Origin of the sequence: Acinetobacter sp. ANC 3832, assembly GCF_002135415.1 — a bacterium.
Classification (GTDB): Bacteria; Pseudomonadota; Gammaproteobacteria; order Pseudomonadales; family Moraxellaceae; genus Acinetobacter.
The window spans coordinates 1-26,661 of the sequence record NZ_NEGJ01000006.1; the positions used below are offsets into that span (position 1 = coordinate 1).

General features: G+C 36.2%; 28 protein-coding genes and 3 pseudogenes. 8 read left to right on the plus strand and 23 right to left on the minus strand.

Annotated elements, in window-relative coordinates; genetic code table 11:
• On the minus strand, positions 1–432 hold a 432-nt coding region (locus tag B9T35_RS09455; protein ID WP_171264255.1), incomplete at its 3' end, for an isocitrate lyase/phosphoenolpyruvate mutase family protein.
• Between the two features lie 241 nt (positions 433–673).
• On the opposite strand from B9T35_RS09455, the gene B9T35_RS09460 reads away from it, so the two are divergent.
• The 4 genes from B9T35_RS09460 (at position 674) to B9T35_RS18405 (ending at position 3,707) form a co-directional block, all read left to right on the plus strand.
• Positions 674–1,327 (plus strand): TetR/AcrR family transcriptional regulator, encoded by a 654-nt coding sequence (locus tag B9T35_RS09460; RefSeq protein ID WP_086190874.1) that lies wholly within the window; start codon positions 674–676, stop codon positions 1,325–1,327.
• Between the two features lie 125 nt (positions 1,328–1,452).
• Entirely contained in the window at positions 1,453–2,373 is a 921-nt protein-coding gene (argF, locus tag B9T35_RS09465) for an ornithine carbamoyltransferase (protein ID WP_086190875.1), read from the plus strand.
• A 174-nt stretch (positions 2,374–2,547) separates the two neighbouring features.
• Complete coding sequence (locus B9T35_RS09470) at positions 2,548–3,492, plus strand: alpha/beta hydrolase (RefSeq protein WP_086190876.1); 945 nt, start codon at positions 2,548–2,550, stop codon at positions 3,490–3,492.
• A gap of 56 nt (positions 3,493–3,548) precedes the next feature.
• Positions 3,549–3,707: a hypothetical protein gene (locus B9T35_RS18405; RefSeq protein WP_171264256.1), complete on the plus strand. Its 159-nt coding sequence runs from the start codon at positions 3,549–3,551 to the stop codon at positions 3,705–3,707.
• A gap of 313 nt (positions 3,708–4,020) precedes the next feature.
• Here the strand turns inward: B9T35_RS18405 and B9T35_RS09475 are convergent.
• A pseudogene (locus tag B9T35_RS09475) lies at positions 4,021–4,128 on the minus strand (transposase); the annotation flags it as partial.
• Positions 4,129–4,149: 21 nt separating this feature from the next.
• Between B9T35_RS09475 and B9T35_RS09480 the strand changes: the two are divergent.
• Positions 4,150–4,678: pseudogene (locus B9T35_RS09480) on the plus strand (IS5 family transposase); the annotation flags it as partial.
• Positions 4,679–4,697: 19 nt separating this feature from the next.
• Here B9T35_RS09480 and hpaR read toward each other — a convergent pair.
• From hpaR to B9T35_RS09515, 7 genes are all read right to left on the minus strand, one after another.
• On the minus strand, positions 4,698–5,123 hold the full coding sequence (hpaR, locus tag B9T35_RS09485; RefSeq protein ID WP_086190878.1) for a homoprotocatechuate degradation operon regulator HpaR: 426 nt from the start codon (positions 5,121–5,123) through the stop codon (positions 4,698–4,700).
• Positions 5,124–5,371: 248 nt separating this feature from the next.
• Positions 5,372–6,610 (minus strand): OprD family outer membrane porin, encoded by a 1,239-nt coding sequence (locus B9T35_RS09490; RefSeq protein ID WP_086190879.1) that lies wholly within the window; start codon positions 6,608–6,610, stop codon positions 5,372–5,374.
• A 154-nt stretch (positions 6,611–6,764) separates the two neighbouring features.
• Positions 6,765–7,859, minus strand: a complete 1,095-nt coding sequence (locus B9T35_RS09495; protein ID WP_086190880.1) for an aromatic ring-hydroxylating dioxygenase subunit alpha — start codon at positions 7,857–7,859, stop codon at positions 6,765–6,767.
• Between the two features lie 18 nt (positions 7,860–7,877).
• Positions 7,878–8,840, minus strand: coding sequence for a PDR/VanB family oxidoreductase (locus B9T35_RS09500; protein WP_086190881.1), 963 nt, complete (start codon positions 8,838–8,840; stop codon positions 7,878–7,880).
• 99 nt (positions 8,841–8,939) lie between these two features.
• Positions 8,940–9,806, minus strand: a complete 867-nt coding sequence (locus B9T35_RS09505) for a helix-turn-helix transcriptional regulator (RefSeq protein WP_228147116.1) — start codon at positions 9,804–9,806, stop codon at positions 8,940–8,942.
• Between the two features lie 98 nt (positions 9,807–9,904).
• A complete protein-coding gene (locus tag B9T35_RS09510; protein WP_416202434.1) occupies positions 9,905–10,849 on the minus strand; it encodes a p-hydroxyphenylacetate 3-hydroxylase reductase component in 945 nt (314 codons plus the stop codon).
• A 28-nt stretch (positions 10,850–10,877) separates the two neighbouring features.
• Positions 10,878–12,146 (minus strand): p-hydroxyphenylacetate 3-hydroxylase oxygenase component, encoded by a 1,269-nt coding sequence (locus B9T35_RS09515; protein ID WP_086190883.1) that lies wholly within the window; start codon positions 12,144–12,146, stop codon positions 10,878–10,880.
• Between the two features lie 320 nt (positions 12,147–12,466).
• Here B9T35_RS09515 and B9T35_RS09520 point away from each other — a divergent pair.
• Positions 12,467–13,313 (plus strand): annotated as a pseudogene (locus tag B9T35_RS09520) (IS982 family transposase).
• A 31-nt stretch (positions 13,314–13,344) separates the two neighbouring features.
• On the opposite strand, the gene B9T35_RS09525 reads toward B9T35_RS09520, so the two are convergent.
• The 9 genes from B9T35_RS09525 to B9T35_RS09565 all read right to left on the minus strand — a co-directional run bounded on the left by B9T35_RS09525 (position 13,345) and on the right by B9T35_RS09565 (position 22,325).
• On the minus strand, positions 13,345–14,715 hold the full coding sequence (locus B9T35_RS09525) for an MFS transporter (protein ID WP_086190884.1): 1,371 nt from the start codon (positions 14,713–14,715) through the stop codon (positions 13,345–13,347).
• Between the two features lie 210 nt (positions 14,716–14,925).
• The gene (locus B9T35_RS09530) at positions 14,926–16,374 is read right to left on the minus strand and encodes an NAD-dependent succinate-semialdehyde dehydrogenase (protein WP_086190885.1); all 1,449 of its coding nucleotides are present in this window, start codon (positions 16,372–16,374) and stop codon (positions 14,926–14,928) included.
• Positions 16,375–16,386: 12 nt separating this feature from the next.
• The gene (gene hpaI / locus B9T35_RS09535) at positions 16,387–17,187 is read right to left on the minus strand and encodes a 4-hydroxy-2-oxoheptanedioate aldolase (RefSeq protein ID WP_086190886.1); all 801 of its coding nucleotides are present in this window, start codon (positions 17,185–17,187) and stop codon (positions 16,387–16,389) included.
• A gap of 15 nt (positions 17,188–17,202) precedes the next feature.
• On the minus strand, positions 17,203–18,006 hold the full coding sequence (gene hpaH / locus B9T35_RS09540) for a 2-oxo-hept-4-ene-1,7-dioate hydratase (protein ID WP_086190887.1): 804 nt from the start codon (positions 18,004–18,006) through the stop codon (positions 17,203–17,205).
• A 26-nt stretch (positions 18,007–18,032) separates the two neighbouring features.
• Positions 18,033–18,422 (minus strand): 5-carboxymethyl-2-hydroxymuconate Delta-isomerase, encoded by a 390-nt coding sequence (locus B9T35_RS09545; protein WP_086190888.1) that lies wholly within the window; start codon positions 18,420–18,422, stop codon positions 18,033–18,035.
• A gap of 38 nt (positions 18,423–18,460) precedes the next feature.
• Complete coding sequence (gene hpaD / locus B9T35_RS09550) at positions 18,461–19,321, minus strand: 3,4-dihydroxyphenylacetate 2,3-dioxygenase (protein ID WP_086190889.1); 861 nt, start codon at positions 19,319–19,321, stop codon at positions 18,461–18,463.
• A 49-nt stretch (positions 19,322–19,370) separates the two neighbouring features.
• Positions 19,371–20,831, minus strand: a complete 1,461-nt coding sequence (hpaE, locus tag B9T35_RS09555) for a 5-carboxymethyl-2-hydroxymuconate semialdehyde dehydrogenase (protein WP_086190890.1) — start codon at positions 20,829–20,831, stop codon at positions 19,371–19,373.
• A gap of 72 nt (positions 20,832–20,903) precedes the next feature.
• Positions 20,904–21,662, minus strand: coding sequence for a fumarylacetoacetate hydrolase family protein (locus B9T35_RS09560; protein WP_086190891.1), 759 nt, complete (start codon positions 21,660–21,662; stop codon positions 20,904–20,906).
• 3 nt (positions 21,663–21,665) lie between these two features.
• Complete coding sequence (locus tag B9T35_RS09565) at positions 21,666–22,325, minus strand: fumarylacetoacetate hydrolase family protein (RefSeq protein WP_086190892.1); 660 nt, start codon at positions 22,323–22,325, stop codon at positions 21,666–21,668.
• 148 nt (positions 22,326–22,473) lie between these two features.
• Here B9T35_RS09565 and hpaA point away from each other — a divergent pair, with 148 nt between their 5' ends.
• Positions 22,474–23,358 carry a 4-hydroxyphenylacetate catabolism regulatory protein HpaA gene (gene hpaA, locus B9T35_RS09570; protein ID WP_086190893.1) on the plus strand — a complete coding sequence of 295 codons (885 nt, stop codon included), beginning with the start codon at positions 22,474–22,476 and terminating at the stop codon, positions 23,356–23,358.
• Between the two features lie 31 nt (positions 23,359–23,389).
• Here hpaA and B9T35_RS09575 read toward each other — a convergent pair whose 3' ends face one another.
• The 3 genes from B9T35_RS09575 to B9T35_RS09585 are packed head-to-tail and all read right to left on the minus strand — an operon-like array spanning position 23,390 to position 25,114.
• Complete coding sequence (locus tag B9T35_RS09575) at positions 23,390–24,277, minus strand: MBL fold metallo-hydrolase (protein ID WP_228147117.1); 888 nt, start codon at positions 24,275–24,277, stop codon at positions 23,390–23,392.
• Positions 24,278–24,279: 2 nt separating this feature from the next.
• Complete coding sequence (locus B9T35_RS09580) at positions 24,280–24,690, minus strand: DUF6691 family protein (protein WP_086190894.1); 411 nt, start codon at positions 24,688–24,690, stop codon at positions 24,280–24,282.
• A 13-nt stretch (positions 24,691–24,703) separates the two neighbouring features.
• Complete coding sequence (locus B9T35_RS09585; protein ID WP_086190895.1) at positions 24,704–25,114, minus strand: YeeE/YedE family protein; 411 nt, start codon at positions 25,112–25,114, stop codon at positions 24,704–24,706.
• A gap of 87 nt (positions 25,115–25,201) precedes the next feature.
• On the opposite strand from B9T35_RS09585, the gene B9T35_RS09590 reads away from it, so the two are divergent.
• On the plus strand, positions 25,202–25,513 hold the full coding sequence (locus B9T35_RS09590) for an ArsR/SmtB family transcription factor (protein WP_086190896.1): 312 nt from the start codon (positions 25,202–25,204) through the stop codon (positions 25,511–25,513).
• Between the two features lie 47 nt (positions 25,514–25,560).
• Here the strand turns inward: B9T35_RS09590 and B9T35_RS09595 are convergent, their stop codons facing one another.
• Positions 25,561–26,307 (minus strand): zeta toxin, encoded by a 747-nt coding sequence (locus B9T35_RS09595; RefSeq protein ID WP_086190897.1) that lies wholly within the window; start codon positions 26,305–26,307, stop codon positions 25,561–25,563.
• A gap of 3 nt (positions 26,308–26,310) precedes the next feature.
• On the minus strand, positions 26,311–26,571 hold the full coding sequence (locus B9T35_RS09600) for a hypothetical protein (RefSeq protein ID WP_086190898.1): 261 nt from the start codon (positions 26,569–26,571) through the stop codon (positions 26,311–26,313).
• Positions 26,572–26,661 lie beyond the last annotated feature (90 nt).

A 26,661-nucleotide genomic window follows, 5' to 3' on the forward strand; every position in this document is an offset into this window, starting at 1 on the left:
CGCTGCTTTGATGCGATCGACCATTTCTTGTTGAGTGACGATTTCTTTGTTTGGACGATGTCCACAACGTTTTTGTGCCACTTGGTCTTCAATGTGAACAGCCGCTGCGCCTGCCGCAATCATTTGTTTGACTGTGCGTCCAATGTTGAATGCACCGCCCCATCCTGTATCGATATCAACAAGTAATGGAGTATCGACTCGTTCGGTAATACGACGGACGTCTTCTAATACGTTATCAAGACTGGTCATCCCTAAATCAGGTAAGCCATAAGAATAGTTCGCAACCCCTGCACCCGAAACGTAAATCGCCTTGTAGCCGACTTGTTTCGCCATCATTGCTGCATAAGCATTGACTGTACCTATGATCTGTAATGGTTTTTCCACTTCTAGCGCTTGTCTAAATCTTAAACCTGCAGACGTTTGTTCTGTCATATTCCCTTCCACAGTTATCACTTTATTTATCGAGGTTTGAGTATATCTTCAAAAGATTCAACATCTATGACTTTTTAGGTCAAATGCTCTAACACTTTAGTCATAGAAAAAATGAATATAAATTCATTAATTACCACTATAAAATTTTGAAATGGTGAATTCAATATAAAATCACATCAAAACAGAAAAATCTTGACACTTTTGATATAATCAGCACAGTCCAAATTTACTTTTATATTATATGCATGAACATTTAGCACAAATGGAAATCTCTTGTTGCGACAGCCCTCAAACACGTCGTGGTCATGAACGTCGCCTTGCATTTCTACTCATTGCGAATGATCTATTTTTAGAACGTGGATTTGATGCTGTTTCACTTGATGACATTGTGAATCATGCAGGCGGATCAAAAGCATCCATCTACAAGTATTTTGGTAATAAAGAAGGCTTATTCACTGCGATTTGTGATTATCGTCGGGAAATATTTTTCAAAGATATCTGTTATTCACTCGAAAATAAGATTGGTGATTTACGTTCTTATCTATTTCAAACACTCATCAACTTTTATCATCACATCATGCAACCGTGCAATATTGCATTTATGCGATTGGTCATTGAGCAAACTCAAAACAATCCAGAACTAGCCCTTTATCTGCATGAAAAAGGTGCAAAACTGATTCAGCTCACTGTTGCGAATGAACTTGCCAAAGCACATGAGCAAGGGAAAATCAACTGCACGGACCCAATTAGTTCAGCCATGATGTATTTTGGCATTCTTAGAAATTATGAGTGGCGCATTATTATGGGCTTAGATATTAGCTCATCCGAACAAGAAGTAACCAAACACATTCAATATTGCCTTGATCGCTTCTTAGACGGTCATCAAAAGGTCTAGTTTTTTTGCAATTCAGTGCTCTTATAGTATATTAGATGATTCTCCATTCTATTTTCCATCAACCAACAATGAATTGTTGGTCAGTTTCTTATTGTGATTGACTCAGCGATTATTGTGGAGTAACCATGGCTCTACGACATTTTCTTACTTTACGTGACTTATCTACAGCAGAACTCAACCGCATTATTGATCGCGCCTTAGAACTCAAACGCATGCAGCACAATAATGAGGTATTTCAACCCTTTGTTGGGAAAGTCATGGGAATGATCTTTGAAAAGTCGAGTACGCGTACTCGTGTTTCATTTGAAGCCGGTATGAGCCAATTTGGCGGAAGTGCTATATTCCTATCATCACGTGACACCCAACTGGGTCGTGGTGAACCGATTGAAGATGCTGCTCGTGTGATTTCAAGCATGCTTGATATTGTGATGATTCGTACATTTGGACATGATATTGTTACTCGCTTTGCTGAGTATTCTAGCGTTCCTGTAATTAATGCACTCACTGATGACCACCACCCTTGCCAACTTCTTGCAGATGTACAGACTTTTGTTGAACATCGTGGTCCAATTTTAGGTAAAACCGTTGCTTGGATTGGTGATGGTAATAATATGTGTAATTCATATATTGAAGCTGCACATATGTGGGGCTTTAAATTAAAAATTGCTTCGCCAAAAGGCTATGAACCAAAACCTGAATTTTTATCAGAATTTGCACATTGTGTAGAAATTTTTAATTCTGCTGAAGATGCTGCTGTGAATGCTGACTTAATTGTGACTGATGTTTGGGCAAGCATGGGGCAAGAAGAAGAACAAAAAATTCGTGAAAAAGCGTTTGCTGACTTTCAAGTGAATGAAAAACTCATGGATTTAGCACATCCTGATTGTTTATTTATGCATTGCTTACCCGCGCATCGTGGTGAAGAAATTTCAGTCAATATGCTTGACCATAAAAATGCCGTGGTTTGGGATGAAGCTGAAAATCGCTTACACGCTCAAAAAGCATTGGTTGAATTCTTAATCAATGAAAATCTAAAGAAAAGTTAATCTTCTTTTAAAAGCGATGTTTTAAATCGAAACCATTTCAAATGATTAAATTTGGAATGGTTTTTTATTAAATACTGAAATTTTCTAAATTTCCCATACTTTTTTTCATACAAAATATGAACAAAACCTCAGCTATTATTTGTAATGATAAATAAAAATCATTGTAGATTTTGCATGAAGCTACTCCTCCGTTACTTTCTAAGTTTTGCCCTTGTTTTATTTTCAATTGAACAAGCTTCGGCATCTACACAGACTATTTTTCTATGGGATACATCTTTAGCAAATAGAGCATTAATCAATAGTGCTTTATCAAATACGACCCTCAATATTAATCATGAAAAAATCAGTCAATCTGGTGCGATTAGTCAAATTATAAATCCTCGAATGATTGTTTACACACCTGAACATTCCAATCATGTAGCTTTACTGATTATCAGTGGTGGCGGTTATGTTCGAGAGGAATTAGCCAAAGAAGCCACACCAACTTCACAGTATTTTCAAAAACAAGGATTTACTGTTTTTGAACTGATTTATCGTCTTCCTAACCAAGACGGTCATAATCACTTTGCACCCTTTGCAGATGAACAAAGAGCACTTCGCATTATTCGATCTCAAGCCAATACTTTAAATTATGATGCTGATAAAATTGGTGTATTGGGATTTTCCGCAGGTGGACACTTGGCTGGAATTCTAGCAACACAGTCGACTTTTAAATTCTACAATCCACAAGATGATTTAGATAAAATTTCAGCAAGACCCGATTTTGCAGTTTTACTTTACCCTATTATTAATATGCAACCGCCATTAAATACAACTCATGCCTATAAAACACTTTTGGGGAAAAATGCCAATTCAGCTGAACAGGCTTTTTTTTCTGTAGATCTACAAGTGACTTCGAATACACCAGCGACATTTTTAGCCCATGCTTTAGATGATCCAATTTCTTCAGTTGAAAATAGTATAAAAATGCAACATGCTTTAGAACAAAATGATGTAAAGAATAAACTTAAGATTTTTAAAACAGGCGGTCATGGCTGGGGCTTAGGTAAACAAAATACACCAACAACTGAGTGGCCAACTTTATTACTAGATTGGTTAAAAAGCATAAAAATGCTATAGCGCTGAAAATTCAGAGCCTCTATAAACAACTTATTAAAATTATAAAAGGAAACCATATGAAAAAACTTAATCCCCTTGTTTTTATCTCAGCATTGAGCTTTTTAATTTATTCAAGTGCAACTTTTGCTTTTGAATTAGAAAGTGATTCTATTGAACAACTATCTAGCTTTGTAGATCACCATCTCACCACTAAAACCATGAACGTGAAGTATTAGGGCAAATTGCTATTTCAAAACTGAACGTAAATGAAATCTATGCCAATCTCAAAGAAAAACAAGATTCTAATAAAATGCCTTACGCCATTACAAAGTTTACTTTCGATAATTTTAAGCTTCAATCGCACAATTCATTTTATAAAGCTATTTATATCGCTACCTGCTAACTTTTAAATCATTATGATGAAACCTCTCATAAATGAGGTAAATAACCCTTATAAAAGATTACATAAAAACCATAAAGTAAAGTTCCTTAAGGGTTTATTCCAGTTTTATTGCATTTGCAGATTTAACACTATCAATAATTTAGATTGCTTGTACCTAAACATGTGGCAACTTCAACCACGCTATGACCTTTTTCAGTCACTTGCCTTACTGCTTCAATTTTTAATTCTTTAGGATATCGCTTGCTACTACTCATAAATACCACGTTAATTAGCCATTTTATCTAAGTAAAGAGTATCTACAAAATCGGTGGCTATTCAATTGATAGAAGCTATATCCGCGCGCATCAGCATGTAAGTGGAGCTAAGCATGGTGAAGATAGAGCAATTGGAAAATCAAGAGCTGGAGCAACTACAAAAATTCACCTTGCCGTCGATGCGAGTAGATACCCGATTGATTTTGAAATGACTGGCGGTGAAGTCCACGACAGTCAAGTTACAAGCCAATTAATTGGATTGGTCGGTGAAGCAGAGTATTTGATTGCAGACAAAGGCTATGATGCAGAGGATATTCGTGAAGTTGCTCAAAATCATCATATGATTCCGATCATTCCAAGAAAGTCTAACAGTAAAAAATTAAACATTGAGTTTGATCATTACCTTTATGGATTAAGGCATCTCGTTGAAAATGCGTTTGCTCGCTTAAAACATTTCCGAGGTATTGCCACTCGTTTTGATAAGTTAGCTCGCAATTACAAATCAATGTTATTTTTGGCTTGCTCATTTATTTGGTGCAAAACCAAATGAGGACAGACCATAAAAATACTTAACTTAATTTTACTTTAGATAAGTCTTTCAATAACTCCATGAGTTGCCGTGTTTTTTCAAGACCAAACTGCTCTTGAATTTTTTTATAAGATGCTTCCATTTTTACAGCCTGTATTTCAAAACACTGCTTGCCCTGTTCAGTTAATGTAATTAAATTAATCCGTTGATCATTGTTATCTTTTCTTTTTTGAATCAAACCTTGATCAATCATACGATTTAAAATACCTGTTAGACTTGGCTTTAAAATACATGCCAAATCAGCCAATTGATTACTTTCTAATTCTTCATGTTGATAAAGAATACGAACAATACGCCATTGTTGCTCAGTCAATCCCGCTTCATTTAAAGCAGGTCTAAAATGTGTCATTGTTGCTTCACGTGCTTGCAATAAAGCTAAAGTTAAAGATGGGCGGATTGTTTTCATTAATAAACCTATAATTTCAAATTATAAATATGTTAACTTATTTTAAAGAAATAAAACATCTATACACATTTTTAATATTCAAATTTTAATTAGCTTTTAAATTATATATTCTTTAGACTTCTTTGCATAAAGCTCTCTATTTTCCCTCATGGAAAAATAGAGAGCTTATTAAAAATTATGTAAGACATCTACTCTAAATTAATTTAAAAATCATAAAAAATTTATAAGCAGAATTAAAGTCCTATGTATCAAAATTTCTTGGTATAAGTCAAAAAGATACGATTTTCATTAAAATCATTTCCCTTTTTCACATCATATTTCGCAAATAAATACTGTAATCCCACACCTTTAAGCATAGGTTGTTGTAGGTTATAACTCGCTATAACATTAAGTTCTGATTCACTATTTTCAGAACCATCTGCCATTTTAATATGATCACCATATGAATATTTAACCAATGAATTTAACCCAGGTACATAATCTTTAAAGTTATAGCCATAAATAAAATGATATGACTGTTCTTTTTCTTTAAAGAAACCTGTTACATTCCAGTTAATAAAGTAAAGTTCAGGTAAGAAGCCATCTGGAATAGGATAAGCATCACCAACTATTTTCTGGTAACCCATGCCAAAACTATGGTTTTGGTACTTAACAGTTTCCAATAAACCAATATTTTGACTATCAATATCTAAGCCACTGCCAGCATCTTGGGCATTAAAATATTTAAATTTTGAACTTAAAATTAGTTTATCAGTAAGTTTTAAATCATGATCTAAGCCTAAATAATATTTATTATATAAATCCTCTAAATTACCGAAATAATATTCGGCTTTAAGGTTTTCATTCACTTTATAACGTAAATCAACATAATTCAAACCATCGGACTGATGTTTTACACCTTTAGAAGTATAAGCAAATTTCTGAAACCCTTCTGCATTTCGTGGCGAAACTTTCGTTACGCGCCCTAACTCTAAACTCAAATTATCATTGATCTTACTGTTAAAGTTAGCTCCTAAATAAGAGGCTAATAACTGACGGCTTGCATCAACAGAAGTAACTGGCAAATCTAACCAAAGTTCACCCACTTTAAGAACATTTTCATTATATTTTAGTTTTAATGTCCCTCCATACTTTAAGAAATCATCTGCTTGACTTTGGGTTTGAGAATCAAATGGCAAAACTGTATCAGCTACATGTTTATCATTACTTAAACGTACTGCATATTGAACAGAGCCATCTAAGCCAATTTCAATATCTTTGATTGGGGTTTTTTGATAATCTGAATTATAAAATAATGAAATACCTTGGGACCAACTTCCAGTATCTTTTACTGTTTCATTATCGAAATCACGATCAATATAAGCATTCTTTAAAAAAAGCTTCCAATTATCTTCTGCAAAAGCACTTTGGTTACAAGCTAAACCTATTAAAGTAAATTGAACGACAATTGACAAGATATTTCTTTTAGACATTTTTAACATTTCCATGATACATCCTTTTCAATTCTTTTTTCCTTATCATCCAAAGATGATAAGATTATAAAGATGACTTCCAATCACCTGATGCACATATAAACATATAATTAATATATTAACAATATTCAAAACAACACTTTATTAATATATTCATTATAAAAATAAACTAAGACATTACTGACTCTTGATCAGCCCGCTTTTTTAAATAAATTCGAGTCGCCACTGCTGGAGCATCACTTGCTACTGAAATCTCAAAATGATGCATATCTTTATCATCTAGGACCTGCTCCAATGCACCTAGCCCCACCACATCTTCTTGAAAAGCAGCGAAAAGTTGTTCATGCATATATTCTTCTATTTCTTGATCATCTAAAGCAAAATCACGACCATGAACAATAAAATAGTGCATCGTATTATTTGTTTCAGGTGTTAAAATATGTGCTGTATGTATTTTAAAAGTTTGACGAATACTTTCATCTACAGCTGAATCATAAAAGCTCACACTTACCTGATGTAAACCTGGTGATAAAAATTCAGATGTCGCTATGCGCGCTGCAGTATTTTTTCCAGCTAAGCCCGTAGTTTCTCCCCAGACTGGAGACAGTGTAGTGGGTACTACTTCACGAATTAATTTATAATGTCCTTCTTTTAAATCCATTTTATAGGGTGCGCTTGCATAATCTGGCGTACCAATCGTATCTGCATGCAAAAATGTTAAATGAGTTAAATCCATCAAATTTTCATGCATACTGACATAATTTCCTGGATGAAAAAAATATCCGGTTGTTGCCGCCCAATCATCACTATCCATCCAATATAAGTCTGGAATTTTTTCCTCATCAGCTAAAATTTGATTCCCCAACCAAATCCAAACTAATGGTCCTTTCTCTACTAATTTGTAGGTTTGAATACCTATCCCATGTGGGCATTTTTTTTGGGATGGAATATCAACCAAGTTACCAACATTGTTATATTTAAAGCCATGATAGCCACAAATAATCTCATTTCCTTCCAAATGGCTTTTGGACAATGGAAATGAACGATGTGCACAACGGTCTTCCAAAGCCACTGGCTGACCTTCTAAAGTACGATACATTACAACGCGTTTATTCAAAAATGTTCTAGCTAATAAATTACGTCCTATTTCTTCCTTAAAACCAGCGACATACCATTCATTATAAATAAGTGGTGTATCTTTATCGGCCATTTTATCTGTTGCTTTACGGCATGCTTCAATAATATTTACAGTTGGAATTGTCATTAAATCATCCTTAATATTTTATAAATCTAACTCAAGTATTTGACTTTTAGCTCTTGAAACACAAATCAACATCGTTCTATTTGCATCGCGTTCTTCATTTGACAAAATCATGTCCTGATGGTCTGCTATACCACTGCATATCGTGGTTTCACATGTTCTACAAATTCCAGCGCGACAAGAAAATGGAAGTTCAAATCCGTCTTCTTCTAAAGCATCTAAAATTGATTGGTCTGCCTTAACTTGTATTTTTTTCCCAGATTTTTTTAATTTCAATTGAAATGAACCTGAACTCTGAACCTCTGAAATTGCTATAGCTGGCGCGCTAAACCATTCAAAATGTACACGCTCTGTACTAAGCGCTTGTGTGGCATCTTTTACAGACTGCATCATTGCATTAGGACCACAACAATAAATGTGCTCTTTCTCTGATAAGCCATTAACAATTTCGTGTGCATTTAAATGTTGATCATTATTTTCATCATTAAAATAAAATTGAATATTATCAGGTGAAAGTTGCATTAAATATTCATAAAAACTTGCTCGCTGCTTATGTCTTAAAGCATAAATTAATCGCCATTTTTTATGATGTTGAATGCACCAATGAACCATTGATAAAATAGGTGTAATTCCGATACCACCTGCAATAAAACAATATTCCTCAGTATCACCCAGTACAAAATTATTCCGTGGATGACTAACTTTAACTTGATCTCCAACTCGAAGATGTTGATGAATATATTGTGATCCACCTTTAGTCTCAGCGGATAAACCAACAGCAATGACATAACGATGTTTTTCAGCAGACGAATTTAATAATGAATAGTGACGAATTAAACCATTAGCTAAATAAACTTCTAAATGAGAGCCTGCACTAAATGCCGGTAAATCAAATTTATGAGGGTGTTGTAACTCTAAAACAACAGTATCTTTTGCTTCTGATTTAAAATCAGTAATAACTAAATCTAATTGTGTACTTTCCATAGCTGATCACTCCAACTCATATATTCCATATGAATATATGTAGTATAGAAGCTCTCAACAAAAATGATGTCCTCCAAAAAGAGGACAAGTATCTCTTTATTAAGAATGGATAAACATAGAAAATAACTGACTTTTTAAATTAATTCCTAATTTATCAAATGCTCGATTACGATAGGTTTTAACCGTCGTTTCTTTTAAGACTAGATCTTGAGCAATTCCAATATAACTCATGCCTTTCAAAATACGAATACACACTTCTAATTCCTGATGAGTCAAATCTGACTGTTGTAACAACAGCTGATGCCTAAAATCTTTTTGCTGGAATTTCTCCTTAAGTGCTAGGTGACCTTGTATCATTTTAGCTAATGCAGGAATCATTTTTTCAAAGCTTTCAATTTCATGCTTAGCATAAAAACCTTGATCTTTATGACGATATAAATTAAATAAGATAGGGTGATTGTGCTCATCACGACATAGACCGCATAAACGTTGAATTAAACCATTTTTTTCATAAATTTCATTACGATAAGGCTCAAAAATAATATCATCTGCACATACACAACCCGTAGCTATTTGATGTTGTTGCATATCTTTATTAAATAACTCTTGATATAAATTATCATAATGATGATAACGTTTTACATAAGATTGCCCACAATTCCATGGAATAGCATAACTATCATCTTGTGTACCGCACAGTAATAAAGCAGGAGTTTTATCTTTCACTCGAAGTATTGAAAAGTATTTAGATTGAATCCATTGATTTAAATATATTAATAATGATGAATCAAAATCTGATCGCCCCATTAAAGCAACTAAATCAACAAAATGAGCAAATTCACTATGCTGTTTCATCTTGTTTAGTCCATTTAAGATGATTAGGTTAATTAATATATTAATTTTAATATTTTTACAAGTTTTACTTAAACTTAGATTTATCTTTGATATCCAACTTCCTTTAATCATAATAAACTTATTATATTTTCATTATTAAAGGAGAAAAGGATTTCACCTGAGTAAAATCCTTTTTCAACAAAACACAGCTGAATTATGCAAAATTTTTCTTAAATACCAATTAAATCTTTCAGCATAATCTTAAATAATTCACGATCATTTTCCGAGTATTTTTCAAAAACTTCTTTTTGATGGCTTTCAGCAATTTTATACAACATGAACGCTGATTTATTGCCTTGCTCCGTTAAAGTATAGCTCTCACCAGTATCAATTAATAAACCCTTTTGTGCCAAAATTTCTGTTGCTTGTTCAATTTCACGAATAGGCATTGCAACTTCACGCAATAAATCGCATTTACTATTTACTGTTTTACTTTCTAACACTAAAAGTAAACGTGCTTCACTTGTACGAAACCCACTTGCCAACTGTTTAGGTTGATAATCATCCTGATAAGCACGAACAGCTTGTGTCAGCAAATAGTACATATTGTCGTATAAACGCCCGGGGAAAATATCCTCACCGGCTTCAACTTGTGTCTTTAAACTTGGATGTGGTAATACTGCTGAATAAGCACCTTGATGATATAACAATGGAGAGCGGCCATGATCATAAAATTTCACAACTTTGCCAAGAATAATCCAATGATCACCCCCTTCTAAAATATCAAACTTCTCACATTCAAATGTTGCTGAACAATTTTTAAATAATGGTGAACTACCCTGTCCAAGATCAAACTCCACATCTGAAAATTTATCTTCGCCGCGGCGTGCAAATTTATTTGATAAATTAATCTGAGCAGCTGAAAGTATATTTACTGCAAAATGTGTAGCTTCTTCAAAAATTTTAAAGCTTGATGAATTCTTATCAATACTCCATAAAATTAAGGCTGGGTCTAATGATACTGAATTAAAACTGTTTGCAGTTACACCAACACGTTCACCATCGGCATTTTGTGCCGTCATAATAGTAACGCCCGTTGCAAAATTACCTAAAGCTCGTCGAAATGCTTTTGCATCAAATACTTCAATTACATCTAATTTATTCATCGCATTCATAATATTGAGTCCTTGTTTTGATGTAGTCTTAAACCATAGTTGGATCTGGATCCATACCCATCAATTCACGCCCTAAAATCTGTGCACACACATCATAGTCTGTATAAGCATGCGCACCTGTCATATGAGAATCACGAAATAAACGTTGTAGCTCACTATTATCTAACCAGCTCGTTGCCCCAGCTCCAGCCATTAAACGTTCAACAGCTTCAATACACATTTTAACTGCATAAGCCTGATTGGTACGCCAAAATGCCAATGTTTCCTTATTTGGATAAATATGGTTCTCACCATGCAAACGATGATCTTCCCAAGTTTTCTCTAAAAAAGCACGAGCCGCAGCCACTTGATGTGTAGATTCTGCAATACGCATTAATGCTGGAGTCGATAATCCGACATTTACACCAGTATATGCACGTATACGACCACGTTGTTTCTCTTTAAAAGCTTCCACCATACGTTCTGCGATACCCAAGCTTACTGCAGAGAAACCACTTGCAAAATATGGACGATATGGTGAATAGTAAATTTTAGACTCTGGGTATAAGCCAAAACCTGCTGATCTACCTTCCATCATTTCTTTTGCTTTTGAAATACGATATTCAGGAATAAAAATATCAACTAATTTTAACTGTTTAGAACCACTGCTCTTAATAGCTTGAGCAAACCAATTGTCTATAATTTCATAGTCTGAACGTGGTATCACACCAAATGAATAAATCTTCTTGCCTTCTGCATCAAAGCGATTAAAACCAACAATGGCATATTCCGCATGATCACAGCCACTACTCCAACCATATTCACCATTTAAAACAATACCACCGTCTACTTCTTGTACTTTTCCAAAGGGTGCAATAGAACTGCTTGCTGTTGCATCAGGGTTCACCAACCAAATTTCGTCTTGTAACTGTTTTGTGAACATCGCAATTTGATGGCTATGCGTACAGAGCAAACTAAAAGCCCATGCGGTACCTGCACATGCACCCGCAATGGCAACAATACAGTTTGAAAAATCAGGCAGACTCATTTCTAAACCACCGTATACTTTCGGCTGAAATGCACGGTGAAATTTTAAGGCTTTTAGGAGCTGAATATTTTCGTCTGGCACTTGACGTAATTCTTCCGCGTATTCGGCATTTTTAGCAATACGTGGAAGAATTTCTTTAATCTGCTCAAGCATTGATTTTTTAGGATGTAAAGGTATTTTAGCTTCGGTATACATCAAGTGAATAGAATCATTATTGCTATGATCATGAAAATCACTTAAAGATGCGACATTTGAAATTGTATTTTCCATCATTACTCTTCCTTAAATACTTCTGTATTTCCTTCATCAGACATCATGTCTAAAATACTGTTCAGATCTTACTTTAAGGTTATTATTCATATTTTATAGGAGATCGTTAATGCACTTTTCTTATTTAAAATGGTACTTTCCATGGTTATTTTAAATTTTTATTTAAAGAATTTTTACCTCATGCGCTTTATTTAAAATTATGATAAACAACTAAACTAATTAACCCGAATCGCGGATAAGAAAAACACTTAAAAAATGACTAAAAATCTTTAGGGAGTTACTACACCACTTATGTCTTCAGTTACCCTGCTCCTTGCGCCATGTATCTCATATATACCTTATGCATCATTGATAGCTTTTTTCTAAAATTTGAAGCAATCTATTGGGATTTTTTGAAATACAGTAACAAGCGCTTAAAAATATGGCCCTCTCAATTGAAAGTTTTAGAAAACGTGTTCATTGCCATTGCGTATAAATACTCATACTTCAATAACCTCAAAGTATTTTTCTTTTCATTAAAGCAGAATTACAGTCATCTCTTTAGGTCTTTGCTTTGTTATCAACGTATCGCTTATCTCATCAATACACATCAATTGGCACTGCATGCTTTATATTTCACCTTGATGGAAAATCATCAAAACTATCACTTATGGATTGATTCAATGATGCTACCTGTATGCGAAAATCAGTATATCGGGCGGTATAAATCTATGAAAGTGCTTGCAACGCGTGGTAAAAGTTCAATGGGATAATTATTTAGACGTAAGTTGCACTTGATCGCAAATTAGTCAGGATATTTGGTGAGTACGATTTTATCGAATGGATATACAGCAGATATTAAAAGGGTTAAAAGCAAAACTCTATGCAGATTGTGGATATATTAGTCAAAATTTAAAGCAAATTCTTAAAGATTAAGGGATTGAATTAATTACATATCATCGTAAAAACGTACAAGCCTTAAACTTATCAAAAGCGAATGAATACCGATTGAGACAGCGTAATAAAATACAAACCTTATTCAGCTTATTGAAAGGGAAGTACCATTTGTTGAGCAGTAAAGCTCGCAGTATTTTTGGTTATTTAGTAGGGATTTATGCTTCATAATGTACTAATCAACTCTGTCACAAGAATAAGCCAACAATTCAAATTAACAAAATGTTGGCTTAAGCAGGTTCTTTATTGATAGGAAATGAAATAATTATTTCTTCCAAATAATTGGGGACTTTAATTGTTCTTGCTCATGATCAGGTCCTAATGGGATTCCTGTACGGTCACGTAAAGCAAGTGTTGACAACAAAGCAATGGTTGTCATGCTGGCCAAATAAATTGTCACAGACCATGTTGAACCTGTAACACTGACTAACCAAGTACCAATCATTGGTGCAAATGCTCCACCCAAAATTGCACCGAGAGCATAGGAAATTGAAATCCCTGAAAAACGAACAGATGCTGGAAATAACTCTGAATAAAATGCAGATTGAACACCATAGGTTAAACCAATCCCACTCGCAAGAAAGCATAAACCAGCAGCAAGCAATGGAACTGACCCTGTATTAACTAATGGAAATAAAGCAAATACACCACAGAGCTGGATGATCCAGCCAATAATATATGTTTTTTTACGTCCAATTTGATCAGAAACACAACCTGAAATGTAAGTTGTAATCAACCAACAAAATGAAGCGAGTGTTACACAAATCAGAACAGGTGTTCGCGGAATATTTAATGGACCATTTGGGTTGGTTGCATAGTTTTGAATAAACCCTCCAGTAGTCATATAGCCACAGGCACTATTACCTGCAAAAACTAATGCAGCAAGTAAAACAAGTAGAGTATGGTTTTTAAAAAGATCACGTATTGGTGTCTGTGATGCACTTTTACGCTCTTTAATCTCTTCAAATACTGGGCTTTCTTCTACTGTACGGCGAATCCAATGACCTACAAAGAGTAAAACAATACTGAATAAGAATGGAATACGCCACCCCCATTCAATAAAAGCATCGCCTGGTGCAATAACACCTGTCATAAGAGCAAACATAGCTGAAGCTAAAATCAAACCTAATGGTACACCCATTTGTGGAAATGAGCCAAAACGGCCTCGCTTATGTATAGGTGCATGTTCAACTGCCATGAGTACAGCACCACCCCATTCACCACCTGCAGCCAAACCTTGAAAAATACGTAAAACCAATAATAGCATTGGGGCAGCAACACCAATACTTGCATAAGTTGGTAATAAACCAATACAAGTAGTTGCAATACCCATAAGTACAAGAGTCGTCACTAAAACTATTCGACGACCATATCTATCGCCTAAATATCCAGCAAGAAATGCACCAAGTGGACGAAATAAAAAGCTGATACCAACTGTAGCAAACGCTAAAATTGTACCTAAAGTATTCCCAGCAGGTGCAAAGAATAAGTCTTTGAAAATTAATCCTGCTGCGGCTGCATAAATAAAAAAATCATACCACTCAACAGTTGTACCAACGATGGTTGCATAAGCAACTTTTTTTTCATCTTTGGTCATTTTATCTGATGAGGACATATATGCTGAACTTATTGCCATTTCTATCTCCTTATAGAGGACAAATTTCGTGATAATTCATGTCATTTTTAATTGCACAATCATATAGTTAATATATTAACTATATGATTGTTTTTAAAATCCATCTCTTAATTAAACTTAATTTTTAAGGCTACCAAAACAAAATATATTTAACATATTAACTAATAACATAAAAAATTAAATATTCAAACTACTATTTAATTTTTTAAATTAAATCCCCATGCACATATATTTTAGCTCCTGATAGTCTTCGATTCCATATTTAGAACCTTCACGACCACAACCTGATTCCTTAATACCACCAAAAGGTGCTATTTCAGTTGAAATGATACCTTCATTAATCCCGACCATTCCATATTCTAGCGCTTCACCCACCCTCCAGGCACGGCTCAGACTTTCTGTATAAATATAGGACGCCAAACCAAATTCGGTATCATTGGCCATATAAATTGCTTCTGCTTCAGTCGAAAACTTAAAGACAGGTGCCAATGGACCAAATGTTTCATCTTTTGCAACCATCATTTCAGCAGTCACATCAGCTAAAATGGTTGGTTCAAAGAACGTATGGCCTAAGGCATGGCGATGTCCGCCAAAAACGATTCTTGCGCCTTTTGCCGTTGCATCATCAATATGTTCCTGAATTTTATCAATGGCTTTTTCATTGATCAAAGGCCCTTGTTCAGCACCCTGTTCAAATGCATCTGCAACTTTCAGTTTTGATACAGCAGCAGTCAGTTTTTCAATAAACGCATCATAAACTTTGTCCTGTACCAATATACGATTGGTACATACACAAGTCTGACCACTATTGCGAAATTTGGAAACCAATGCGCCTTCAACAGCATGGTCTAGATCCGCATCATCAAAAACAATAAACGGTGCATTTCCGCCCAGTTCCATACTGACTTTTTTCATGGTGGTTGAGCATTGCTGCATCAATAACTTACCCACCTGAGTAGAGCCTGTAAATGAAACTTTACGTACCGTAGGGTGTGAGGTCAGTACTGCACCAATTTCACGTGCACTCCCTGTAACGACATTCACAACGCCTTTTGGAATGCCTGCTTGTTCTGCCAATGCAACCAAAGCCAAAGCAGAAAGCGGTGTTTCAGATGCAGGTTTGATAATCACCGTACAACCTGCGGCCAGTGCAGGCCCGACTTTACGGGTAATCATCGCATTGGGGAAGTTCCACGGCGTAATAGCCGCAACAACACCCACAGGCTGACGAATCACCACCAAACGACGGCCTTGTTTGTCATGGGGAATTACATCACCATACGTTCGTTTTGCTTCTTCGGCAAACCATTCGATAAAACTTGCACCGTACAGAATTTCACCACGACTTTCAGTCATCGGTTTACCCTGTTCTGTGCTTAAAATTGTTGCCAAATCTTCCTGATTTTCAACAATTAGCGCATACCATTTTTTCAGTAAGATGGAGCGTTCTTTTGCTGTGGTCAATTTCCAGCTTTCAAGTGCTGTTTCAGCGGCTTCAACGGCTTGTACCACCTGCTGCTCACTCACTGACGGTACTTGTGCAATTACATCTCCAGTGGCTGGATTTGTGACTGCAAAACTTTTATCCTGATCAGCATTCACCCACTGACCATCAATATAAACCTGTTGCTTAAATAAAGTAGAATTTTGAAGTTGCATCTGTCGTATTCCTTAATAGACGCTTGGGCCTTGTTGAACTTTTCCTTCAACTGCTTTGAATTTACCCAACAGCTGTTTCATTGATTTCATCAATAAACTGGTATCGACACCAACTGCCACAAACTCTGTTCCTAATTGCAGATAGCTGTGTGCCAGTTTTTCATCGGCAGATAAAATACCTGCGGCTTTTCCTGCCTGACGAATTTTTGCAATACTCTCTACAATAACTTTTTGTACATCTGCATGACCAGGATTTCCACGATAGCCTAATGCTGCCGATAAATCTGCGGGCCCAATAAAGACGCCATCAATTCCATCAACGGCCAGAATTGCATCAATATTATCTAGACCTTTTTTGGATTCTATCTGGACAATGACACAAATTTCCTCATCCGCAGTCTGCAAGTAATCTGAAATGTTATTCCAGCGTGAAGCCCTTGCCAATGCTGCACCGACACCTCGTATTCCTTCGGGTGGATAACGGGTGGCTTTGACCATCAGTTCAGCCTGTTCAGCGGTTTCTATCATTGGAATCAATAAAGTTTGTGCGCCAATATCCAGTAATTGTTTAATCAGATGTACATCACCTGTTACAGGACGTACAACCGCCTGACTTGGATAGGCAGCAACAGCTTGAAGTTGCTCTAAAATACTTCTAATATCATTCGGTGCATGCTCACCATCAATAAGCAACCAGTCGTAGCCTGCATTGGCTGCAATTTCTGCGCAATAACCGTTTGCCAAACCAATCCACATACCAATTTGCTGTTCAGTCTTCAGTTTTTTCTTAAAATAATTCGTGGTATCTAACATAACGATTACTCCTGATTAAACAAAGCGGAATGAAATTGAACCGAGTTGATCGTAATCAATATGGAAGGTATCCCCTGCCTGAGCTGCAACAGGACGTGTAAATGAGCCGCCTAAAATAATCTGTCCAGGCTGTAAAGTTACCCCATAAGGGTACAATTTATTCGCTAGCCAAGCCACACCTTTTGCAGGATGATTCAGCACCGCAGCAGATACACCTGATTCTTCGATCACACCATTGCGATATAAAATTGCAGGAATACGGCGTAAATCAAGTTCATTAGGTTTCACTGGACGGCCACCCAATACAATACCCGCATTGGCAGCATTATCTGAAATGGTGTCAAAAACTTTACGGGTAATTTTAGTTTCAGGGTCTACATTGTGTAAACGGGCATCAATAATTTCAACGGCTGGAATGACATAATCTGTCGCATCAAGCACATCAAAAATGGTACAGTTCGGGCCAGATAATGGCTTCGCCAATATAAAAGCCAGCTCCACTTCCACACGTGGCACAATAAAATGTGACATTGGAATATCACTGCCTTCCTGGAAGACCATGTCATCCAACAGCGCACCATAATCTGGTTCTGTAATATTGGATGAAACCTGCATCGCCCTTGAAGTCAGCCCAATTTTATGTCCAACCAGTTTACGGCCTTCTGAAATTTTATGAGCGACCCATGCTTTTTGAATTTCGTATGCATCTTCAATGGTGATTTCAGGATACTGCAAAGAAAACTGGCGAATCTGTTGCCCTGATTTTTCTGCCTGATCCAGCTCTAATGCGAGTGCCTGAATTTTTGCTTTTTCTAACATTTTAAAGAGTCCTTCCTCAAACGCATTCAGCCTTGCCCTTGTAAAAACTGGTGAATGTTATTGGATTTAAAATTAAGTACAGGATCAAGTTCTGTCATTTCAAAGGAGATTGCCAATAAGCGCTGGTCTTTTAATGGCTGAAAGAACTTTTCAATGATGCTGAACAATTCTGTTGCAACTCGCTGTCGTGTTTCCAGATCCCGCCCGGAGCCTACCTTCAGTGTCATATGTACAAATGCATAATCATGCTTTGCATCTGCCACTCGATATTGATCCAGTCGAATGGCACGACTGCGAATACCACCTAAAGGAAAGATTCCTGTGCCACCTAAAAATGTATTTACCTGTTCGAATAAACCCTGAAAATCGATGCAATCTTCCAGATTTGCACTGTATTCAGCTATAAAATGTGGCATAAGAACGCTCCTTATCTCTTAATAGGGTCTTAATTTACTTATTTAAGATGATCTGGCAGTGGGAAAATTGCATTGATTTGTCCTGTACCTGAACTTGGGAATGCTGGTGTAATAATTTCAACCGCTTTGTCATATTTATCCCAACCCAAAGCACCCAACAACATCGCGGTGTCATGCATCCCACCTTCGCCATAACAATATTCAGCATATTCAGGCAACATGGCAACAAATTCAGGCCATTCCGCACGTTCCCACATACCAACAACATGCTTGTCTACCTGATGATCCCACTCACGGGTATATTCATCCATACCACGTTGATATTCACGATCCCAGATAAAACGATGTGACAATGATCCACTGGCAAAAATAGCAACATTGCCGTCATAACGCTCAATCGCTTTGACCAGACCTTCACCAAATTTACGGCTATCCTGTAAATCATGCGAGGTTAAAAAAGCGGAAACCGAAATCACTTTAAATTTTTTGTCTTCATTCATATAACGCATTGGAACCAATGTGCCATATTCAAGTTCTAAACTTTTAATATTATGTGCTTGAGCACGAATACCAGTTTTAGAAATTTCTTCCTGCATAATCTGACCCAGCTCAGGATTACCCTCATAGCTGAATTCCATATTCTGAATAAAGTGTGGCAACTCATTACTGGTATAAACACCTTCGAAATGTGCACCACTATTAATATGAAATGCACTATTGACCAGCCAGTGACTGTCAAACACAACAATGGTATCGACATTCAACTCACGGCAACGGCGACCAATTTCATGATGTCCATCTATCGCAGCCTGACGGCAACCATTCTGAGGCCCTGGAAGTTCCGACAAATACATAGAAGGCACATGTGTAATTTTTGCAGCGAGTACTAATTTTCCCATTTTACGTCATCCTGATATTTATGATTTTTCCCTATTGAACGAAAATTAATTAAGCACCCCATTTTGGAATATGATGTGAGCCCATTGAAATACAGACATTTTTCAACTCTGTAAAGACTTCAAGGCTATATTCACCACCTTCACGACCTGTACCTGATGCTTTCACGCCACCAAATGGCTGACGTAAATCCCGAACATTCTGACTATTAATAAATACCATCCCTGCTTCAATCCCTGCAGCTAAACGATGTGCTTTACCAATATCCTGTGTCCAGATATAAGAAGCCAGACCATATTCAACATCATTCGCCAGACGTAATGCATCGGCTTCATCTTTAAACTTGATTAAACAGACCACAGGGCCAAAAATTTCTTCCTGAGCAATACGCATGTTGTTATCAACATTTGCAAATACTGTAGGCTGAACAAAGTGACCATTTTTTAAGTGATCTGGCAAATGCAATGGACGCTCCAAGCCACCCGCCACAAGATTTGCACCTTCTTCCATGCCAATTTTGATGTAACCAGTCACTTTGTCATAGTGTGCTTTGGTGATCATTGAACCGACTTGGGTTTTCGGGTCCTGAGGATCACCCACAATAATATTTTTAGCACGACGCGCAAATTCTTTTACAAACTCATCATAAACAGTTTCCTGAATAAAAATACGGCTACCCGCAGTACAACGCTCGCCATTTAATGAGAAAATAGTGAAGAGTGCTGCATCCAATGCACGTTCCAAATCTGCATCTTCAAAAATAAGAACAGGCGATTTCCCACCCAATTCCATTGAATATTTTTTCAGACCCGCACTTGCCATGATCTTACGACCCGTCATGGTGCCGCCAGTAAATGAAATTGCACGGACATCATTGTGTCTAATCAGTGCATCACCTGCTGTAGCGCCATAACCTTGTACGACGTTAAATACGCCTTCAGGAATGCCCGCTTCCATTGCCAGACGCCCTAACTCATTCGCTGTTAATGGCGAAAGTTCTGACATTTTCAATACCGCAGTATTTCCCAAAGCTAAACATGGTGCAGTTTTCCATGTTGCTGTCATGAATGGTACATTCCACGGAGAAACCAAACCACAAACACCCACAGGCTGATGCAGCGTATAGTTCAGCATCTGATCATCTACAGGATAGGTATGACCATTCAGACGGGTACAAACTTCAGCAAAAAAGTTGAAGTTATGTGATGCACGTGGAATCAGCACATTTTTAGTCTGATGAATTGGTAAACCCGTATCCAGTGTTTCAAGTTCAGCAATTTTATCGACATTCTGATCAATCAAATCACCTAAACGGCGCATTAAACGTGCACGTTCTTTGGCAGGTGTTTTGGCCCATAATGGCGCTGCTTTTTTCGCTGCTGCAACGGCTAAATTAATTTCTTCCTGCCCACCACTTACAACTTCACCAATCACTTCATTTGTTGCAGGGTTATAGTTGGTAAATGTTTCTTTACTTTCAACTTCCCGACCGTTAATCCAATGCTTAATCATGGCTAAATTCCTTTTGATTCATTTATTTAAAATCAATATTTTTAAATTCAATATCTGCGCTTATTCAGTTAATCAACGATTGAAAAAGTCAGTTTCTGTAATAATGTGATTACGTAAACGACCTATTCCTTCAATCTCTACAATCACTTCATCACCGGGAATAACATCGGACAAACCTTCAGGAGTTCCCGTTGCGATCATGTCGCCAGGCTGTAAAGTCATAAATGAAGAAATGTATTCAATTAAAAATGGCACATTAAAAATCATGTCTGCTGTGGTTCCTTCCTGACGAAGTTCACCATTGACCCATGTTCTAAGGGTTAAATGATTAGGCTCAGGAATTGATGCTGTATCAATAATATAAGGACCGACAGGTGTGGTTGAATGACGGTTTTTGACCCGTAAATTTGGACGGTAATAATTTTCCAGGTAATCACGGATTGCGTAGTCATTACATAAGGTATAACCCGCAACATAATCCAACGCATCTTCACGGTTTACGTTCTTCGCTGTTTTACCAATGACTGCAACCAATTCACATTCATAGTGCATATATTCCACATGATCTGGACGCCAAGTCACTTGGTTATGACCTGTAAATGTATTGGGCGCTTTAATAAAAATAAGTGGTTCTTTCGGCGGTTCAAATGCCAGTTCACGGGCATGGTCTGCATAATTTAAACCCAATGCGAACATGGTTCCATTCGCAGGTGGCAACCATTCTACGTCTTGCTCTGCAAGCACCTGACCATTCGGGAGTTTGACCTGTAGGTCATCCAGTACTTCAACATTAATAACGTCATCGTTGTAACGAATACGAGCAGATTTCATGTTTTATACTCCCTGTTCCTGAATGGTATTTTCTACAGCACCCAATTGATCCACTTCTATACGAACCACATCACCATCTTCCAAATTGACACGACCGAGTGGCGTACCTGTCAGAATAATGTCACCTTCATTCAAAGGCATATATTCTGAAATTTCTTCAATAATTTGGTCTGGTGTACGAATCCAGTTTGCAGTATTGCCCGTCTGCTTTAATTCGCCATTCACAAAAACACGTAATTCTAATTGATTCACATTTTTTATTTGATCCTTCGCCACAGCATCACCAATCACGCAGAATCCATCCTGACATTTCGCTTTAATCGCAGGACGGTAATAACTGTCCTCTGGCAAACTCAGTTCATTCACCACCACATAACCTACGATATGTGCATAAGCCTCACTTTTCGGTACACGGTTGGTACTTTTACCAATCACGATACCCACAGTCGGTCCAGCCTGTAATACGTCATCCGCTTGTTTAACGACAACATTTCCAGAATGGTTACGTGTATTGGGTGTCTTGATAAACAGAACAGGTTTAACAGGCTCGTTTACATACGGTTTTTGGTTAAACTGTTCTTTAAGGGCTTCATATAAACCTTTATCATTCAAAGCAATACCAAAGATATTACCTTGTGTATCAATTTTCTTCAGATCATTCATTTGATACTCTCTTTTGATATGCCCGATATTCCATATTGAGCTTTTTGCAAATTAGTTAATATATTAACTTTATAATTAATATCATAACTATTTGCAAGCGCTTTTTACGATACGATATGAAAATAATACTTTTCACGGATTAGAATGTATGAAAACTGAAATTATTCCAAATTTACATATGGGTGATGTTTATGACCATCGCTATGCTGGTGCAGAAATTCACTATGAAGCTCAAGCTAAACTTGCAAATTTCTTCGGTCAACATATGCCTCCACATCGTCATGATCGTTTTTTTCAACTGCACGTATTCAATAAAGGTACTGTTCGAGTATTTCTAGATGATGTGAAATATGTCTGCCAAGCGCCTGCCTTTTTTCTTACCCCACCATCTGTTGCACATTCTTTTATTACAGATCCTGGATGTGATGGACATGTATTAACGATTCAACAAAATATCATTTGGCCACTTCTTCAAGTAGATTTAAAAGTTCAGCATATTCATCCCATCTGTTTACACGCTGGGCAGCTTAAAGATACATATTTAAAAGAGTTATTTTTACTAGAAACATATTTAAATGAACTTAAATTAGAGTTTGAAAGTAATAAACAAGCAAAAAACTTTGCTTTAAAAAGTTTAATTAATTTAATATTTTTGCAAGTCATGCGTCTCGCTGAGGCTGTACCGCCACGTACTAAGAATGGTGGTAATGATTTAACTATTTTTCGTAAATTTAATGAATTAATTGAATCAAATTATGACCAACATTGGTCACTGACTCAATATGCACAAAAGCTCACCATTACAGAAACTCGACTAAATGATATTTGTCGTCGTTTAGCAGAAATTTCATCCAAAAAGTTAATTTATGATCGCCAAATGCAAGAAGCTAAACGCTTACTCATTTTTACTGATACAACCATTAACAGTATCTGTTATCAATTAGGTTTTAAAGACCCTGCTTACTTCAGTCGATTTTTTCATAAAAATTCAGGTCTTCGCCCTTCTGAATTTAGGCAAATATATTTACAATAGAAACATCATACAAAAAAACTATATAATAGAATTATTTAAAATAGTTCAAAGGCAGTTTTAAATAGCGAACTCCGTTGGCTTCAGGCTCAGGAAATTTCCCTGCATCCATATTAATTTGGATTGCAGGTAAAATCAACTTAGGCATAGACAGTGTTGCATCACGCTGTTCACGCATTTGAATGAAATCTAATTTTTTTGAACCGCTATGAATGTGAATATTTTCAGTTTTTTGCGTTTTAATATCCGTTTCGCAACTGTAAGTATGTCGTGCTTCAGGCAAATAATCATGACATAAAAACATGCGCATATTTTCTGGAAGTTGATATAAAGTCTGTACAGAATCAAATAATTGACCTGCACTTCCTTTAGGAAAATCACAACGTGCCGTACCATAATCTGGCATAAACAAAGTATCACCTACGAATACAGCATCACCCACCACATAACTCAAACAAGCAGGTGTATGCCCAGGCGTAGCAATGTTATAGGCTTCTAATTCGCCAATTTTAAAATGCTCGCCATCTTGAAATAGATAATCAAAAGATTGCTGTGAATTATAATATTTGATGTCTAAGTTATAAATTGTACTAAAGGTTTCTTGTACGGTCGCAATTTTTTCACTCATGGCAATTTTGCCACCTAACTGTTCTTTTAAATATTGTGAAGCTGTTAAATGATCTGCATGGACATGTGTTTCAAGAATCCATTGCACAGTAAACTGATTTTCTTGAATATAAGCAATAATACGATCAGCATGAATCGTTTTGGTTGTTGCTGACGACGCATCATAATTCAATACACTGTCAATAATGGCACAGTGTTTAGATTTTGAATCTGTGACCACATAACTAAAAGTATTGGTCTGTTCATCAAAAAAATCTTGTACCCACGGATTTCCATTTAACACTGTGCTATTCAATCTTATGCTCCTGCAAATTTACGATGAATTAATACACCAACTAACATTGCGATAATGAAATATAACGCATCATAGTGCCCTAAACCAATCAAGGTAAATGCTGGTGCTGGGCAAATCCCTGCGATTCCCCAACCAATACCAAAAATAAAAGCACCTGTCAGTAATTTTTGATCTAACTGATTGCTCTTTGGTAATTCAATTGGCTCATTAAATACAGTGACAGGTTTACGAATAGCAATTTGAAATGGAATGAAGGCAACAGCGATAGCACCCATCATCACAAATGCCAAGCTTGGATCCCAATTCCCAAACAAGTCTAAGAACCCAATCACTTTCCCTGGATTTGCCATACCTGAAAACATCAGCCCAACAGAGAATATTCCACCGAATATAAATGCAAAAATATTTTTCATTAGAATACTCCCTTTACCCAAGTATGTGACGAGTGATAAATACCGTAATAAAACCTGCCAACATAAATGTACACGTTGCAATTATTGAGCGTTTAGATAAGCGACTCATCCCACAGATGCCATGACCACTGGTACAGCCTGAACCTAAACGTGTTCCAAAGCCAACCAATAAACCTGCAATAATTAAAATAAGCGGGTTTGAAGTCATCACAATGTCAGGTTTTACAAAAATGCCGTAAATAAAAGGTGTAATGAATAATCCTGCGATAAACCATACTGCGGGTGTTTTTAAAATGGTTTGTGGATTAAGCACTTGAGCAATAAGACCACTAATGCCTGCGATACGACCATTCACAAATAAATAGCCAACAACTGCGACACCTAAAAGTAAACCGCCTAAAAAGGCATAAAGAAAATCATGCATCGTTTATGACCTATACAATATATGTATTAATAATATATAATATTTTTAATTATTCAAGTTGTATTTTGATATCGAGCAAATTTAAAAATGCAAAATAATAATTTTTCAATAGATTTAAATAAGATCAATAGTGTTGCAGATCAGTTAAAGATTCTGTCAAATCCTGACCGTTTAAAAATTTTATGCATCTTAAAAGATGGAGAGATTCATGTACAAAATATTGAACAATTAACTGCAATTCCACAACCTACACTTTCACAACAGTTGACACTTCTCAGAAAAGCACAATTGGTACAAACACGGCGTGAGGGTAAACAAATTTATTATTCTATTCAAGATCAACGAGTATTAGATCTTATGCAAAAACTGTATGAACTGTACTGCCAAACAGAAGATTAGTTTTCATCATCTGAATTTTTAAAGTTATCACTAGTCATTCATCTAAATTAACCAAACTCATCCAATACTTTATCTACAAACCATTTAGGGAAAAAATCAATTTCAGGATTCAATTTTAATGTTTCAGCATCTTCAATCTCAGCAATGAAAGATGCTTTTTGCCCATCCGAAGAGTTATCAAAAATATAAGTACGATTTGATGCTTCTACTGCGGGCATCAATAAATCTAAACTACGATAATAACGTTCACGAATCTTTTGCTCAGGCACAGGATGCCCGCCTGCAAAGACTCGATAATGCACACGACCAATATTAATGTCAGGATCAACTGTAGCGACATAATATAAATAGGTTTTAAAGCCCTGCTTTCGCGCTTCTCTTAAAAACTCAACTTTACTGATATGTGACATTACTGTTTCAAAAGTAAAGCTAATTTTTAATCGTAAAAATTCTAGGCGAATAAAATCAATAATACGCGCTGCAAGATACGAATCTATTTCATGTGCTTCGAATTGAATAGAGCCATCATTTTGAATAATAGGTTCAGAAGAGAGCAATGAAATGATCAACTCGCCTTTTTTTCTTTTTTTTAATTTTAAAAATTGAATCAGCGATTCGGCAGATAAAGCAGAATGATAGTCATATAGAGAAAAACTTTGCGTTGCATATAAAACCTTTTCAAGTTCATCTGCATTTAAATATGCCCCAATTTGATGGGGCGGCAAATAATCTTTAATGGTACTTTTTCCAGATCCGTTTGGACCCGCAAACATCCTAATTCGCGGTTGAGGCATTCTTTAAGCCATTAGCTCATGTTTTTTCTTACGTTTTAACACCGTATGTTTTAATTTTGGCACCACATAAGCATCTGAAACATTTTTCAAGACAACTATTTCACCCAATTTATTCTGTTGAATTAATTGTTGATTGTGTACATAAACCACATCTGCAGATGATGCATTTGCTTGTTCAAAAGCATGTGTAAACGCTTCTATAGCAAGCTTAGGAATCATTGCTTCCTCTCGTACACTGGTTTTCATTGCTGTAAATGCTGTCATACTCTGCTCCGCTCTGCTTTTTATATAGATAGGAAGTTACTGACCTTCTATTCATAAAAATGCACTTTTCAATATCTTAGCACAATCGTT

What these genes read in the sequence shown, in the direction of transcription:
- B9T35_RS09460 (WP_086190874.1), top strand. Translation starts at nt 674, where the DNA reads ATGCATGAACATTTAGCACAAATGGAAATCTCTTGTTGCGACAGCCCT.
- argF (WP_086190875.1), top strand. Translation starts at nt 1,453, where the DNA reads ATGGCTCTACGACATTTTCTTACTTTACGTGACTTATCTACAGCAGAA.
- B9T35_RS09470 (WP_086190876.1), top strand. Translation starts at nt 2,548, where the DNA reads ATGAAGCTACTCCTCCGTTACTTTCTAAGTTTTGCCCTTGTTTTATTT.
- B9T35_RS18405 (WP_171264256.1), top strand. Translation starts at nt 3,549, where the DNA reads ATGAAAAAACTTAATCCCCTTGTTTTTATCTCAGCATTGAGCTTTTTA.
- hpaR (WP_086190878.1), bottom strand. Translation starts at nt 5,123, where the DNA reads ATGAAAACAATCCGCCCATCTTTAACTTTAGCTTTATTGCAAGCACGT.
- B9T35_RS09490 (WP_086190879.1), bottom strand. Translation starts at nt 6,610, where the DNA reads ATGGAAATGTTAAAAATGTCTAAAAGAAATATCTTGTCAATTGTCGTT.
- B9T35_RS09495 (WP_086190880.1), bottom strand. Translation starts at nt 7,859, where the DNA reads ATGACAATTCCAACTGTAAATATTATTGAAGCATGCCGTAAAGCAACA.
- B9T35_RS09500 (WP_086190881.1), bottom strand. Translation starts at nt 8,840, where the DNA reads ATGGAAAGTACACAATTAGATTTAGTTATTACTGATTTTAAATCAGAA.
- B9T35_RS09505 (WP_228147116.1), bottom strand. Translation starts at nt 9,806, where the DNA reads ATGATTAAAGGAAGTTGGATATCAAAGATAAATCTAAGTTTAAGTAAA.
- B9T35_RS09510 (WP_416202434.1), bottom strand. Translation starts at nt 10,849, where the DNA reads ATGAATGCGATGAATAAATTAGATGTAATTGAAGTATTTGATGCAAAA.
- B9T35_RS09515 (WP_086190883.1), bottom strand. Translation starts at nt 12,146, where the DNA reads ATGGAAAATACAATTTCAAATGTCGCATCTTTAAGTGATTTTCATGAT.
- B9T35_RS09525 (WP_086190884.1), bottom strand. Translation starts at nt 14,715, where the DNA reads ATGGCAATAAGTTCAGCATATATGTCCTCATCAGATAAAATGACCAAA.
- B9T35_RS09530 (WP_086190885.1), bottom strand. Translation starts at nt 16,374, where the DNA reads ATGCAACTTCAAAATTCTACTTTATTTAAGCAACAGGTTTATATTGAT.
- hpaI (WP_086190886.1), bottom strand. Translation starts at nt 17,187, where the DNA reads ATGTTAGATACCACGAATTATTTTAAGAAAAAACTGAAGACTGAACAG.
- hpaH (WP_086190887.1), bottom strand. Translation starts at nt 18,006, where the DNA reads ATGTTAGAAAAAGCAAAAATTCAGGCACTCGCATTAGAGCTGGATCAG.
- B9T35_RS09545 (WP_086190888.1), bottom strand. Translation starts at nt 18,422, where the DNA reads ATGCCACATTTTATAGCTGAATACAGTGCAAATCTGGAAGATTGCATC.
- hpaD (WP_086190889.1), bottom strand. Translation starts at nt 19,321, where the DNA reads ATGGGAAAATTAGTACTCGCTGCAAAAATTACACATGTGCCTTCTATG.
- hpaE (WP_086190890.1), bottom strand. Translation starts at nt 20,831, where the DNA reads ATGATTAAGCATTGGATTAACGGTCGGGAAGTTGAAAGTAAAGAAACA.
- B9T35_RS09560 (WP_086190891.1), bottom strand. Translation starts at nt 21,662, where the DNA reads ATGAAATCTGCTCGTATTCGTTACAACGATGACGTTATTAATGTTGAA.
- B9T35_RS09565 (WP_086190892.1), bottom strand. Translation starts at nt 22,325, where the DNA reads ATGAATGATCTGAAGAAAATTGATACACAAGGTAATATCTTTGGTATT.
- hpaA (WP_086190893.1), top strand. Translation starts at nt 22,474, where the DNA reads ATGAAAACTGAAATTATTCCAAATTTACATATGGGTGATGTTTATGAC.
- B9T35_RS09580 (WP_086190894.1), bottom strand. Translation starts at nt 24,690, where the DNA reads ATGAAAAATATTTTTGCATTTATATTCGGTGGAATATTCTCTGTTGGG.
- B9T35_RS09585 (WP_086190895.1), bottom strand. Translation starts at nt 25,114, where the DNA reads ATGCATGATTTTCTTTATGCCTTTTTAGGCGGTTTACTTTTAGGTGTC.
- B9T35_RS09590 (WP_086190896.1), top strand. Translation starts at nt 25,202, where the DNA reads ATGCAAAATAATAATTTTTCAATAGATTTAAATAAGATCAATAGTGTT.
- B9T35_RS09595 (WP_086190897.1), bottom strand. Translation starts at nt 26,307, where the DNA reads ATGCCTCAACCGCGAATTAGGATGTTTGCGGGTCCAAACGGATCTGGA.
- B9T35_RS09600 (WP_086190898.1), bottom strand. Translation starts at nt 26,571, where the DNA reads ATGACAGCATTTACAGCAATGAAAACCAGTGTACGAGAGGAAGCAATG.